General features: G+C 66.8%; 13 protein-coding genes. 3 read left to right on the forward strand and 10 right to left on the reverse strand.

Features of this window, described 5'->3' with window-relative positions; all coding sequences use genetic code 11:
- Window positions 1–11 precede the first annotated feature (11 nt).
- From C7401_RS21755 to C7401_RS21780, 6 genes are all read right to left on the reverse strand, one after another.
- Window positions 12–722 (reverse strand): DsbA family oxidoreductase, encoded by a 711-nt coding sequence (locus tag C7401_RS21755; protein ID WP_112173470.1) that lies wholly within the window; start codon window positions 720–722, stop codon window positions 12–14.
- Window positions 709–1,269 (reverse strand): RBBP9/YdeN family alpha/beta hydrolase, encoded by a 561-nt coding sequence (locus C7401_RS21760; protein ID WP_112173471.1) that lies wholly within the window; start codon window positions 1,267–1,269, stop codon window positions 709–711. The genes C7401_RS21755 and C7401_RS21760 overlap by 14 nt, the downstream gene beginning before the upstream one ends.
- A 22-nt stretch (window positions 1,270–1,291) precedes the next feature.
- The gene (locus tag C7401_RS21765; protein ID WP_112173472.1) at window positions 1,292–2,140 is read right to left on the reverse strand and encodes a TauD/TfdA dioxygenase family protein; all 849 of its coding nucleotides are present in this window, start codon (window positions 2,138–2,140) and stop codon (window positions 1,292–1,294) included.
- A 10-nt stretch (window positions 2,141–2,150) separates the two neighbouring features.
- A complete protein-coding gene (locus tag C7401_RS21770; RefSeq protein ID WP_112173631.1) occupies window positions 2,151–3,131 on the reverse strand; it encodes a quinone oxidoreductase family protein in 981 nt (326 codons plus the stop codon).
- 104 nt (window positions 3,132–3,235) lie between these two features.
- A complete protein-coding gene (locus tag C7401_RS21775) occupies window positions 3,236–4,555 on the reverse strand; it encodes an MFS transporter (protein WP_112173473.1) in 1,320 nt (439 codons plus the stop codon).
- Between the two features lie 126 nt (window positions 4,556–4,681).
- Complete coding sequence (locus C7401_RS21780) at window positions 4,682–5,737, reverse strand: beta-keto acid cleavage family enzyme (protein ID WP_112173474.1); 1,056 nt, start codon at window positions 5,735–5,737, stop codon at window positions 4,682–4,684.
- 191 nt (window positions 5,738–5,928) lie between these two features.
- On the opposite strand from C7401_RS21780, the gene C7401_RS21785 reads away from it, so the two are divergent.
- Window positions 5,929–6,930 carry an AraC family transcriptional regulator gene (locus C7401_RS21785; RefSeq protein ID WP_112173475.1) on the forward strand — a complete coding sequence of 334 codons (1,002 nt, stop codon included), beginning with the start codon at window positions 5,929–5,931 and terminating at the stop codon, window positions 6,928–6,930.
- Between the two features lie 46 nt (window positions 6,931–6,976).
- Here the strand turns inward: C7401_RS21785 and C7401_RS21790 are convergent, their stop codons facing one another.
- The 4 genes from C7401_RS21790 to C7401_RS21805 form a co-directional block, all read right to left on the reverse strand.
- Window positions 6,977–7,516: a hypothetical protein gene (locus C7401_RS21790; RefSeq protein WP_112173476.1), complete on the reverse strand. Its 540-nt coding sequence runs from the start codon at window positions 7,514–7,516 to the stop codon at window positions 6,977–6,979.
- Between the two features lie 34 nt (window positions 7,517–7,550).
- Window positions 7,551–8,228 carry a response regulator transcription factor gene (locus tag C7401_RS21795; RefSeq protein ID WP_112173477.1) on the reverse strand — a complete coding sequence of 226 codons (678 nt, stop codon included), beginning with the start codon at window positions 8,226–8,228 and terminating at the stop codon, window positions 7,551–7,553.
- The gene (locus C7401_RS21800; protein WP_146757968.1) at window positions 8,225–9,532 is read right to left on the reverse strand and encodes a two-component system sensor histidine kinase NtrB; all 1,308 of its coding nucleotides are present in this window, start codon (window positions 9,530–9,532) and stop codon (window positions 8,225–8,227) included. The genes C7401_RS21795 and C7401_RS21800 overlap by 4 nt, the downstream gene beginning before the upstream one ends.
- 559 nt (window positions 9,533–10,091) lie before the next feature.
- Window positions 10,092–10,337: a hypothetical protein gene (locus C7401_RS21805; RefSeq protein WP_133254586.1), complete on the reverse strand. Its 246-nt coding sequence runs from the start codon at window positions 10,335–10,337 to the stop codon at window positions 10,092–10,094.
- Between the two features lie 351 nt (window positions 10,338–10,688).
- On the opposite strand from C7401_RS21805, the gene C7401_RS21810 reads away from it, so the two are divergent.
- Window positions 10,689–12,239 (forward strand): DUF3300 domain-containing protein, encoded by a 1,551-nt coding sequence (locus C7401_RS21810; protein WP_112173632.1) that lies wholly within the window; start codon window positions 10,689–10,691, stop codon window positions 12,237–12,239.
- Window positions 12,240–12,250: 11 nt separating this feature from the next.
- A complete protein-coding gene (locus C7401_RS21815; protein ID WP_112173480.1) occupies window positions 12,251–13,168 on the forward strand; it encodes a DUF2950 domain-containing protein in 918 nt (305 codons plus the stop codon).
- The last annotated feature ends 19 nt before the right edge of the window (window positions 13,169–13,187 follow it).

Raw genomic sequence — 13,187 nt, forward strand, 5'->3', positions numbered from 1 at the left:
CTCGCCTGTCTTCAATGGGGAACGGCCAACGCCATGGCGCTCGCCATCGCCACGGGCGAATACACGCCCGAGAGCGAATACCCCGTGTTGAACACGAAATACGGCACGCCGCTCACCTGCGGGTCGGCGTAGGCCACCCGGCGCCCGGCCGGGTCCGCGAGGCGTTGCGACGCGGCCAGGTGCGCCGCGAGGCTCTCGGGCTCCAGACCGCATTCGAGGCCGATGCGCCGGAGCACGTCGCGCTCGCCGATGTTCTCCCCTTCCAGGAAGTACGCCGTGAGCACGCGGTCGATCAGCGCCGTGGTCTGCGCGCCGTTGCCGCGGCTCGCGGCAAACGTCACGAGGTCGTGCGCGGCGGCGGTGTTCGGCAGCACCTCGATACGCTCGAAGGCGAACTCGATGCCCGCTGCGCGCCCGGCCTCGCGCACCTGCTCGCGCCGTGCGGCCACGGCTTGCGCGCTGCCCAGGCGGTCGCGATAGAACGCCTGGTACGGCATGCCTGCAAGCGGCGTCCACGGCAGCAGTTGATGCGAGCGCCACTTCACTTTCACCTGCACGTCGGGCCGATCGCTCGCGAAGCGGGCAACGGCCACATCCAGGTTGCGCTTGCCGATCAGGCACCACGGGCAGATGAAATCGAAGAACGCCTCGATCTTCACAACCGGACGCTCACCCGCCTCGCGCGTGGCCTGCGCGGCCCACTTTTGATCAGACAAGTTCATGAATCAACATCTCTGCCATGGGCCACTCGCCAAAACCCGCCGCCGGGTTCAGGTGGCCGACTTCGCCCAGATCGACGAGGGTGCTGCCCCAGTCCTTCGCCATGGCCGCCACGCGCTCGAAGCTCGCGAGCGGATCGTTGCGGCTCGCGCCCACGATGCTCGGGAACGGCAGCGGCTCGCGCGGAATCGCGTGCCAGCCGTTCTGCGCCAGCGAATCGATGTCGGGGTATCCCGCCGGCAGCGGCGTTTCGAGGTCGGCGGGCGCGGCGAGCAGCGCCCCGTGAATCTTGCGGCTGTGCTGCCGCGCCCAATGCACGGTGATCATCACGCCCGCGCTGTGCGCCACGAGTATCACCGGGCCGTCGATCTTCGCGAGCGCGGCGTCGAGCGCGGCGACACGGGCCGCGCAACTGAGCTTGTCGTGTTCCAGCGGCGGCACCGAGACCGCGTTGGGCAGCTTGCTTTCCAGCAGCGTTTGCCAGTGCTCCGCCACGTGGTCGCGCAACCCCGGGACCATCAGAATGGTCGGTGTGGTTATTGACGTCATTGACTCTGGTCTCCTGCGCGTATCAGTAGGGCTTGTCGCCGATAATGCCGGCGCGTTCCATCTTGCGGTGACACGGCGGGTAGTCCATCACGGCATAGTGCTGCGTGCTGCGGTTGTCCCAGATCGCGACGCTGTTGGGTTTCCAGCGCCAGCGTACCTGGTACTCCGGAATATAGGCCTGGCTCACGAGGTAGCGCAGCAGGTCGCCCGCGCCGGGGTTGGCGTCCTGGCCGAAGCGCACGCGCTCCGGCGTGTGATAGTTCGTGAAGTGCGTGGTGAACGCGCTCACGAACAGGATCTTCTCGCCGGTCTCCGGGTGCGTGCGCACCACCGGGTGCTCCGCGTCCGGGAACTGCGCCTTGAGCGCGAGACGCTTCTCGATCGGCATCGCCGCGCCAAAGCTCGCCTCGATGCTGTGGCGCGCGCGCAGGTCGGCGATTTGCGCCTTCACGTGCGCGGGCAGGTTCTCGTAGGCAAGCGCCATGTTCGCCCACATGGTGTCGCCGCCCACGGGCGGGCACTCCACGCAGCGCAGCACCGCGCCGAATTGGGGCGCCTCGCGCCAGGTGGCGTCGGCATGCCACGCGTTCTCGTAGCGGTCGTTGGGCTGGTCCGGGTTCTTGTAGATGCGCACGAGCCCCGGATGCTCCGGGTCGCTGCCCGCAACCGGGTGATCCTCCAGCTCGCCGAAGCGGCGCGCGAACGCCACGTGCTCCGAGCGCGTGATGTTCTGGTCGCGCAGGAACAGCACGCGGTGCTTGAGCAGCGCCGCGCGAATGTCGGCGAAGAGGCCGTCGTCATGAACGGCGTCGGCGAGATTCACGCCGGTCAGTTCGGCGCCGATGGTGTAGGTCAGTGGTTCGATTCGCATGCCGCACTCCTCAGATGACGAAGACCGACGAGCCCGTCGTCTTGCGCGATTCGAGGTCGCGATGGGCCTGCACGGCGTCTTCGAGCGCATAGCGCTGATTCAGTTCGATCTTGATGCGGCCCGCGGCGACATGCCCGAACAGCTCGCCCGCCAGCGCGTCTTTTTCCGCGGGGTCGGCGATATAGTCCGCCAGCGCCGGGCGCGTGAGATACAGCGAGCCCTTCATCGCAAGGATCTGCGGATTGAACGGCGGGATCGGTCCGGAAGCCGTGCCCACGCACACCATCAGGCCGCGGCGCTTGAGCGAATCGAGCGAGGCTTCGAAGGTGTCCTTGCCCACGCTGTCGAACACCACGTTCACGCCCACGCCGTTCGTGAGTTCGCGCACGCGCTTCGCGACGTCTTCGCGGTTGTAATAAACGATGTGGTCGCAACCATGGGCGCGGGCGATCTCGCCCTTCGCTTCGTTCGACACCGTGCCGATCACCGTGAGGCCCAGCAGCTTCGCCCACTGCGAGACGATCAGGCCCACGCCGCCGGCCGCCGCATGCAGAAGAATCGTGTCGCCGGCCTTGAAGTCGTGGATGCGGCGCATCAGGTACGACGAGGTCAGGCCGCGCATGGTCATGCCGGCGGCCGTTTCGCACGAAATCGCCTCGGGCAGCTTGATGAGCGGCGCGGCCGGAATCAGGCGCTCGGTGCTGTACGCGCCGAGCGTGTTGATGAAGCCGGTGTAGGTCACGCGGTCGCCCACGGCGACGTTGGTCACGCCGGCGCCCAGGGCCTCGACCACGCCCGCCGCCTCGACACCCATGCCCGCGGGCAGCGGCACCGGATACAGGCCGCTGCGGAAGTAGGTGTCGGCGAAATTCAGGCCCACGGCCTCATGGCGCAGGCGCACCTGACCGGGGCCGGGGTCGCCCACTTCCACGCTCTCGTAGCGCAAGACTTCGGGGCCGCCGGTTTCATGAAAGCGCACTGCTTTCGCCATGTTCATTCTCCTGTCCTTGAATCAAACTGCAAATTCGTTGCTTGCGCCTTGCGGCGCAAATGCACGTTCCGTTTCGCTGCGTGGTGCACCACCCGGTGCGTCATTCAGTGCGAGGCTTCTTCTCGCAGCGCGTTCACGCGGTCCAGATCGCCCGAGTAATGGCGCTTGCCGATCACGAACACGAGGGCGGCCACGAGCGGTGCGAACGGCACGAGCTGGAGCGCCCCGAGCAACCCGATGTGGTCCGCCACGACGCCCGTGAGCACGGCGGCGGGCGCAAGACCCAGCAGGTTGTTCGACAGCGTGAGCGTGGCGAACGCCGAAGCGTGGATCGAGGGCGGCGTGAGGTTCGCCACCATCGCGCCCGAGGGGCCCGCCGCGCCTGCGCAGAAGAACATGCCCGCGCCGATCAATACGAGTTGCGCCGTGCCCGGCGGCAGGCGCAGGCCGATCGTGAGCAGCACGAAGCAGATCACGCAGTACGCAATGGCGATGGTCCACTTTCTTTCGCCCGCTTCCTTGCTGAAGCGGTCCGCGAGGTTCCCGCATACCACCATGCCCACGCCCGTCACGAGCACGAACGCCGCCGCCGTCACGGCCGCCTTGCCCGTCTCCATGCCGTAGTAGCGGTTCAGGAAGCTCGGCAGCCAGCTCCACACCGCGGCCGGCACCAGCAGATGCACGCCGCTGCCCACATACGCGCACACCACGGAGCGCGTGGAAAAGAGGCCCTTGAGCAGCGCGCGCAGGCTCATGCGCATGCCGCCCGGCGCTTCGCGGTTGCCGATGGCGGGCTGCAACGAGGCGATACGCTTTTCCGTCACGACGATGCGATAGATCACGACCAGCACCATCCCCATGATCGCCATGGCGCCAAACGCCGCGCGCCAGCCCAGATGGGCCGCGACCGCCCCGCCGAGCGCCATGCCCAGCACCGAGCCGAACGCCCCGCCCGCCATGAACGCGCCCGTGATTGTGGCACGCAGCCGCGGCGGGAAAATACTCAGCACGACGGCAATGCCCACGCTGCCATAGGCCGCTTCGCCGATGCCGACGAAGGCGCGCGCAAGCAGCATCTCGCCGTAGTTGGTCGAGAGCGCGCAGCCGAGCGTGGCAAGGCTCCACATCGCCGCCATCAGCACGATGCTTTTAACGCGGCCCCAGCGGTCGGCGAGCACCGAAAGCGGGAACGTGAGCACGCCCACCATCAGCGCGACCACGCTGCTGAGCGAGCCGAGCCGCGTATCCGAAAGGCCCCAGGTGGTCTTGAGCAGCGGGAACACCGCGTTCAACACCTGGCGCGACATGTAGTCCGAAAGCAGCAGCCCGACAGTCAGGGCAAACACGACCCACGCGTACACGCGCACGTTACTCTGGGTCGTCGTCATTTCGCCCGCTGTGGGCTCGGCATGCGTGGTGAGCATGGGTTATCTCCTAGGCGTCCCGCTCGTCGTCGGGTTCTCGTTTCTCTCAGGTCCGACGGCAACATCCAGACGGCCGCTTCCCGGCCCGGCGGGCGCACACGCGCGCGCCGGGCTCCTGTTTCCTGCTTACGCCGCGCGCAGCGGCAGGTTCTTCACCCCTGCCGGGCGGTTCGGCGCCATGCCGTTCGCGGCAAGCGTCTCGTCGATCGTCTCGTACTGCACGCCGATGCGGTAGATCTCGCGCGCTTCCTTGCCGGTGGCGATCTCGCGGCCCAGTTCGTGGGCGACGCGCACGCACTGCTGGATCTGCTGCACCGAGGTCATGCGCTTGCCGTGCTGGTCGATGATCGTGTCCTCGATGCCGCAGCGCGGATGCAGACCCATCGCCATCGCCATCATGTTGAACGGCAGCACGTTCTTGAGCAGCGACTCGGCGGTGAGCGTGCAGCCATCGGGCGCGCGGTGCACGAAGTTGAAGAAGTTGAACGGGTTCGGGCCGTCGAAGCCGCCGCCAATGCCAATCCACGTGAGGTTCAGCGGGCCCTTGTACGCGCCCTTGCGCACGAGGCGTTCGAGCGTTTCGAGCGCATGCATGCCCGTGAGCTGGAAGTGGGGCTGAATGCCCGACGCTTGCAGGCGGCGCAGATGCTCCTCGACCCAGGCCGGACCCGCCGGCACCGTCATTTCACTATAGGCGGCCATGAACGCGGGGTTGGAAAGCGAGGTGCCCTCCAGATACTCCGGGTAGAGCAGCTCCATGATGTTCATCTGCGTGGTGTTGATCGCCACGGTCACCTGGTCCGGCTTCGGTTCGAGTTCGGCGAGCATGTGGCGCGTGTCGTCGGAGAGCCACTTCGCGGCTTCGCCGTCGCTTTCCGGCGCGAACGAGATCGAGCCGCCCACCTGGATGATCATGTCGGGCACGGCGGCGCGCACGCCCGCGATCAGCTCGTTGAACTTCGACAGGCGCTTGGAGCCCTTGCCGTCGAGTTCGCGCACATGCAGGTGCAGCACGGTCGCGCCTGCGTCGTAGCAGTCCACGGCTTTCTGGATCTGTTCTTCCATCGTCACCGGAATGTCTTCCGGGAAATCCTCAGGCATCCACTCCGGACCGTACGGCGCGGTGGTGATCACCACCTTGTCCTGGTTCTCGGGGTGCAGCGAGTCGTCGAGGAATTGCATCGTGTTCTCCCATGGAGTTGTCGGCGTTCCGGCGTTCGCGACGCGAGTCGTCGCTTCGAATGGCGCCGGGAACATGGCTGATCCGTTGAGATGCACGATACGGCAATCCTGCGATACACTTTTTCGATCAGGCGCCATCGTTTTAGCATTTCGCGCCACCAGGCGTTAACACCGATGGGGGAGACACCACTATGGAAACGATGCTGCGCGCGGTGTCCATGGGCGGCTATTTCGACGTGGCTCGCCGCGTCGGGCTGAACCCGGTCGAGCTCGCCCAGCAGGCGGGGGTCGACGCCGCCGCGCTCGCCAATCCCGACGCGCGCATTCCGGCCGCCGCCGCCTGCCTGCTGCTGGAGCGCTCGGCCGAAAAAGCCGCATGCCCGACTTTCGCGCTGCAAATGGCCGAAATGCGGCGCAAGTTCGGCACGGGCGTGGTCAACGTGCTGCTCGCGCACAAGCGTACGCTGCGCGAGGTGCTGCTCGCCACGGCCGAATACCGCCACCTGCTTAATGAAGCGCTCGCTGTGTACGTGGAGGACGCGGGCGAAACGGTCACCATCCGCGAGGAACTGGTGGTCGATCCCGGCATTCCCACGCATCAGGCGATCGAGCTCGCGGTGGGCGTGCTCGCGCGCCACTCCAGCGCCCTGCTCGGCGATCACTGGAAGCCGCGCGCCGTGCATTTCGTCCACCAGGGGCCGCCCAGCCTCGCGTTTCACCGGCGTTTTTTCGGCTGTCCGCTGGAGTTCGGCAGCGACTTCAACGGCTTCGTGTGCGCGGCCGCCGACCTCGACTACCCGAACCCCGCGGCGGACCCGGAACTGGTGCGCTATGCGGAAAGCCTCGCCGATTCGCTCAACGCCGCGGGCGTGGATTCCACCGCGCTCGAAGTGCGCAAGGCGATCTATCTGCTGCTGCCGCTCGAGCAGGCCACCGTCGATCTCGTGGCCGCGCATCTGCACGTGAGCGTGCGCACCATGCAGCGTCAGCTCGGGCTGGCAGAGACGAGCTTCACGCGCCTCGTGGAAGAAGTGCGGGGCGAACTCGCCGTGCGCTACATGAGCAACCCGCGCTACCCCATCGGGCGCGTATCCGCGCTGCTCGGCTACGCGCAGCAGGGCTCGTTCACGAACTGGTTCAGCGCGCGCTTCGGCATGACGCCGCGCGACTGGCGCAACAGTCGTCCGAAATGACACCATGACGCCGTGACCCCATGACGCAATCTCGCCCCCGCGCGGACTAGAACCCGCGCCTGAGGTTGCGGTCGCGCACCGGGTCGGGCGCTTTCTGCGTGCGGCGCAGGACGCCCTGCGTGTCGAAATAGAAGTGGAACATCATGTAGTCGATGTTGTTCTCGATGTACCGGTACGACCACACTTCCTGCTGCATGCGCGGAAAGAACGAGGTTTCCGCCGGGCGGCCGAAGTTGATGAGCACGTCGTTGCGCGTCCACTCGCCGACCTTCGCGCGATAGAACTCGGTGTCCTGCAACACCTGGCGCACGCTCACCACCTTGCCGCTGGAATCGAGGTCGGCAACGACCGTCGTGTAGCCCATGGGCTGGGTCGGCCACATGAGCCGTCTGCCGCCGCCCGGCAGGTCGTAGGTCTCGCGCGGGGGCCCGAGACGGGCGATCACCGTGGACGGGTCGGAGCCAGGCTCGACGCCCTGCCACGGCTGGGCGCAAGCGGCCAGCACCAGCACGGCGGCCAGCCATGCTCGTTTTGCGTTGAGCCTGAGCCTTGTCTTGCGCCTTGTCCTGGGCCTTATTAACCCCATTGGCGTTTCCCGTGGCAGGCGTAGGTGGATGTCGTCAACCGGTGTGCGCAACCGGCCGATGCTCGGCGTGCGTACGCGAGGGCTGCACGGCGAGCGCCTCGTCCGTGTCCAGCGCCGAAGCGCTCACGAGACGCACGAGATCGGCGAGCGAGTTCGCTTTCATCTTTTCCATCACGCGCGCCCGATGAATCTTGATGGTCTTTTCCGCCGCACCCAGCGCGTCGGCCACGAGCTTGTTCGGCCGGCCCGTGACGACCAATGCCATGACCTCGCGCTCGCGCGGGGTCAGCTTGTCGACGCGGCGCTGGATCTCGGCGCGCTGCTCGCGCTCCCCGAACAGCCGCCGCGCCAGTGCGAGCGCGCGCTCGGTGGCCTCGAACAGCACGAGCGCGTCGATCGGCTTGGTCAGGAAATCCGTCGCGCCCGCCTTCATCGCCTGCACCGCCGTGTTCAATTCGCCGTGCGCAGAAATGAACACGATGGGCACGACGCCGCCCAGGCGCCGTTGCAACTCGATCCCGCTCAGGTCGGGCAACTGGAGATCGAGCAGCAGGCAGGCAGGCGCGTTCTGGAGATCCGCGCTTTGAATGAAGGCGCTCGCGCTGGCGTAGGCCTGCGTGGTGTAGCCGTTCGATCGCAGCAGGCGGCACAGGGCGTTGCGGACGTGCTCGTCGTCGTCCACGACGAAGACGATGGGAGTGGGCTCGCTCATTTTGACAAGCGCGTACGGGTTTGCACGGCCGCGCTCTCCGCTGGAAGTTCGATGTGGAAGGTCAGCCCGCGATCGGCGTTGCGCTCGGCCCACAACTGGCCGCCGTGCGCCATGACGATGGTGCGGCTGATCGAGAGGCCGAGGCCGAGGCCCTGCGGCTTGGAGGTCACGAACGGCTTGAAGAGCGTCACGAACCGCTCGGCTTCCACGCCCGGCCCGTGGTCGCGAACGGCGATGCACACCTTGTCGCGGTCCACGCCCGCGTTCACGACGATGCAAACCCGGCGGTCCTGCACGCGGCATTCGTGCACGGCGTCGAGCGCATTGCGCAGCAGATTCACGAGCACCTGCTGAAGCTGAACGACATCGCCGCGCGGCTGCGGCAGACCGTCGTCGATGCGCGCCGCCACCGCCGCGCCGCACGCCTGGGTTTCGCGGCGCAGGAGGCGAATCACGTCGCGCACGAGGCTGCCTACGTCAACCGGGCTCGTTTCGGCCGGTTCGCATTTCGCGGACTGGCGCATGCGCCGGATGATCGCGTGGGCGCGCGCGCTATCGTCCACGACCTCGCCAAGCAGTTCGCGCAAGTCGCCGATGGCGGGCGGGTTCTGCGCGAGAAAGCGTTGCGCGGCCTGCGCATTGCTGAGAATGGCCGTGAGCGGCTGGTCGACTTCATGCGCGAGCGCCGCCGCCATGTCGCCGATTTCCGAGGCTCGCTCCCGGTGCAGCCGGCGCGACTCGTTGCCGGGCTCGGCCGCGAGCGCGCTCGCATCGGCTTCGGTGTCGGGTTCGATCACGACCACGATGCGCGCGGCGGGCCCGATCGCGAGCGAAGCCGAAGCGCTCACGTGCGCCTCGACGCACGCGCCGTTCTTCGCCCGCGCGACGGCCACGCGCGTAACGCTATGCGGCAGGCCCTCGGCGGTGTTGAGCGCGGCGAAGGAGAGCGGGCGCTCGTCCCAGCGCGAAGGCGCGAGCACGGCCTCGACCGGCATGCCGATCAACTCGCCCAGCGCGTAGCCGAGCAGGCGCGTCGCCCGCCCGTTCGCCCAGGCGATATGGCCCGTGCGGTCGAGCACCAGCGCCACTGCCGGCATCACTTCGAGAATGCTATGCAGACTTTGCAGGGCGCCTTGCGCCGCATGGCCCCACGCCCGACCGGGCTGCGGCGAGGTCAAGGTCTGCGCGTGCCGGGAATCGTGTGCGGTGAGGCTGTCGATCCACGCCGGCGGGTTCATCGCGGCTTGCGCCGCCGGCGGTCTCTCGCGCTCGAGATTGTCGTTCCCCATGTCTGCCCTGATCACGGTGTCCTCCGAATACGCTGCCACGCTCCGGCCTGAAGTCGTTTCGAACGCTCAAGCGCCGAACGGGGCGGATTAGACGAGCACGAGAATTTCGGCCACGTGTGGGACCAGGTTGCGCCCCGATACTGACTATCATTTGCAATCGGACGTTTGGCGGAGCCAACAAAAAAACAGATGTCTGCAATCCATGTTGGCGCGCAGGCACTTGTATTCCGTTCTTCCTGCGCGCTCACTCCGCGTTGAAATTATATGAAAGAATTTCCCGTTAAATGAATCAACGGGAATTAAATTCGATAATTTTTTCCGCCTCGCCGGCGCAACAATCGCGTGTGCTGTTTACATGATTGTGCACACGCCTCGCCAATAGCAACGGCTTGAGCAGGATATTTGCGAACGTGAATATCGCTCGCCCGAACTAATATGACGATTATATTTTTATGAAATTAACCGATCCGCATGAACCCGGAATTCAAACCATTTAAATAGTTATGCAATATCGGCCACGTTTCGCGCGCAACCGATACTCGGGAAAATACGAACCCGCGACGCCGCGCGCGTTTCAAGGCGCCGATGCGGGCGCGGCCTGGGCTGCCGGCGCGGTCGCAGCCGCCTCGCTCGCCTTGTGATGTTGCGAGGCCGTGTTGTTGTTCGATTGCTTGGTGCGCGCCTTCTGCTCCGCCTTGCGCTGCACGTCGCGCATCTGCTTCATGCCTGGCGTGCCCGCTTGCGCAAATGCCGCGGGTGCGCACAACGGCATGCAAAGCACGAGCGCAATCATGCATGGCGTAGTCACACGAATCTTCATAGTGGTCTCCCGGGTTCGACTTGGCCTGCCTGACGCACGATTGGACGACGCAAATGACAAGGTATCCTACTCATCATGCCAGCGCGAGCAGGTTCGCGCGGGCTTCGTTCACGCGTCTTCCAGTTGTCTCTCCGGTGTCGCACGAGTGTCAATAGGACTCTGGTCCGATTGCCAGCCAGGCGGCGCTAACCAGACCATATGCTTGGGCTTTCCCGCCTCGCGCAGGCGCGCCAGCAACGCGTCCGGCCGGGCGGCAAGCTCGCAACGCAGTGCGCGCGCACGCGCTCGCCCCTTCACGTTGTCGCTATGCGTCTCGCAACCAGGCTGAGCGAACGAATGGAAGGAACGACCATGAATCCATGGATCAAACAACGCATGTACCGGGTGTGCCTGCTCGTGCTCGCGTTGCTGTTTACAGGCGCTCAAGTGGTGCGCTCGCAAGATGCGGCGCAACCCGCTCCGTACAAACCCGAGGAGTTGGAGGCGCTCGTCGCGCCCATTGCGCTCTATCCCGACTCGGTGCTGGCACAGGTGCTCATGGCCTCGACCTACCCGCTGGAAATCGTGCACGCGGCGCGCTGGGTCAAGGAGCACCCCAAGGTCAAGGGCGATGACGCCGTGAAGGCGGTGCAGGACCAGACCTGGGACGCGAGCGTGAAGTCGCTCGTCGCGTTTCCGCAGGTGCTGGAGCCGATGAACGACAAGCTCGACTGGACGCAGAAACTGGGCGACGCGTTCCTCGCGCAGGAAAAAGACGTGCTCGCGGCCGTGCAGCGCTTGCGCACCCGCGCGCAGGATTCGGGCAACCTCAAGTCGAACGAGCAGCAAAAGGTCGTGGTCGAGCAACCGCCCGCGCAAGGCGGCCAGACCATCGTGAAGATCGAGCCCGCGAATCCCGAGGTCATTTACGTGCCCGCGTACAACCCCACGGTCGTCTATGGCGCGTGGAGCTACCCGGCCTACCCGCCGTACTACTGGCCGCCTTCGCCCGCGTACTATCCGGGCGGCGCGCTGATGACGGGCTTCGCCTGGGGCGTCGGTCTCGCGGCGGCGGGCGCCATCTTCGGCAACTGCAACTGGGGTGGCGGCGACGTCAACATCGACGTCAACAAGGTGAGGAACGTCGATCGCAACTTCGACCGCTCCAAGGTCGAAGGCGGCAAGTGGAAACACGACTCGAGCCACCGCCAGGGCGTGGCGTACCGCGACAACGCCACGCGCGAAAAATTCGGCAACAACACGCCGGGCGCCGACTCGCGCCGCGACTATCGCGGCCGCAACAACGGCCAGGGCGGCGCCAATGTCGCCGACCGCGGGGGCAACCGGGGCAACGGTGTGGGCGGCGGCCAGGGCCTCGGCGGCGGAGACCGCGGCAACCAGGGCGGCCTCGGCAACAACCGGGGCGGCGTGGGCAATAACGCGAGCGTCGGCAATCGCGCGGACATCGGCAACAACGGCGGCGTGGGCGGCAATCGCGGGAACGCGGGCAACGGCGTGGGCAACAACGCGGGCGCGGGCAACCGCGCGAACGCAGGCAACAATGCGGGTGCAGGCAACCGCGCGAACGTGGGCAACAATGCGGGTGCAGGCAATCGCGCGAACGTGGGCAACAACGCGGGTGCAAGCAATCGCGCGAACGTAGGGAACAACGGCGCGGCAGGCAATCGCGTGAGCACCGGCGCGGGCGGCGGATATGGCGGCGGCGGCGGTGGCGGGTACGGCGGCGGCGGCGGGCGCGACAGCGCCTTCCAGGGCGTCGGCAGCGGTGCGGCCACTCAGCGCGACGCGAGCCGCGGGCGCTCCAGCGTGCAGTCGTCCGGGTTCAATCGTCCGAGCGGCGGTGGCGGCGGCATGCGCGGCGGCGGCGGCGGCGGCGGCGGACGCGGCGGCGGCAGGCGCTAGGGAGAACAGCCATGAGACGACGTTTGCATTTTCATCCGGTTGCATCGGCGGCGCTCACGGCGGCGATCGCGCTCGTGCTCGCCATGATGGCGCCCCGGCCGTGCGCGGCCGCCGCGCAGAGCAGTTTCCCGTCTCCGGACGCGGCGATGAACGCGTTCGGCAACGCCGTCGCGGGCAACGACGAGCCCGAGTTGCGCAGTCTGCTGGGCGCGGACTTCCGCCAGCTCGTGCCGCCCGTGGACGCCGATATCCGGCAGCAGTTCCTGAGCGAATGGCATGTGTCCCACGCCGTCCAGCCAAGCGGCGAAAACCGCGCGGTGATCGCCGTGGGCGACGACGGCTGGACCTTCCCGATCCCGCTCGTCAAGACCGCGCAGGGCTGGCATTTCGACACGCCTGCGGGCGTCGAGGAAATGCGCGTGCGCCGCATCGGGCGCAACGAGCTCGCCGTGATGCAGACCATGCTCGCGATCTACGACGCGCAACGCGACTATGCGCAGGAGCATCACGATGGCAACCCCATGCTCGTCTACGCAAGCAAGCTCGCCAGCTCGCCGGGCAAGCAGGACGGCCTGTACTGGCCGACCGGCCCCGACGACGCGCCCAGCCCGCTCGGCGTCGCGTTCGCCACGGCCGGCGCGCGCAACACGGAAAACGCGGGCTACCACGGCTACCACTACAAGCTGCTGACGAAGCAAGGCCCGCATGCGCCGGGCGGCGCGTTCGACTATATGGTGCGCGGCAAGCTGTTCGGCGGCTTCGGCGTGCTCGCCTGGCCGGTGCGCTATGGCGACACGGGCATCAAGAGCTTCATGGTGAGCCATGACGGCCAGGTCTACGAGCGCGACCTGGGCCCGGAAGGCGCGGCGAAGGCCGAAGCCATGTCGTCCTTCGATCCGGGGCCCGGATGGTCGAAGTCCTCGCCTTGACGGTGAGCACGGCCGCGCG

The sequence above is a fragment of the Paraburkholderia unamae genome, assembly GCF_003268775.1.
Classification (GTDB): Bacteria; Pseudomonadota; Gammaproteobacteria; order Burkholderiales; family Burkholderiaceae; genus Paraburkholderia; species Paraburkholderia unamae.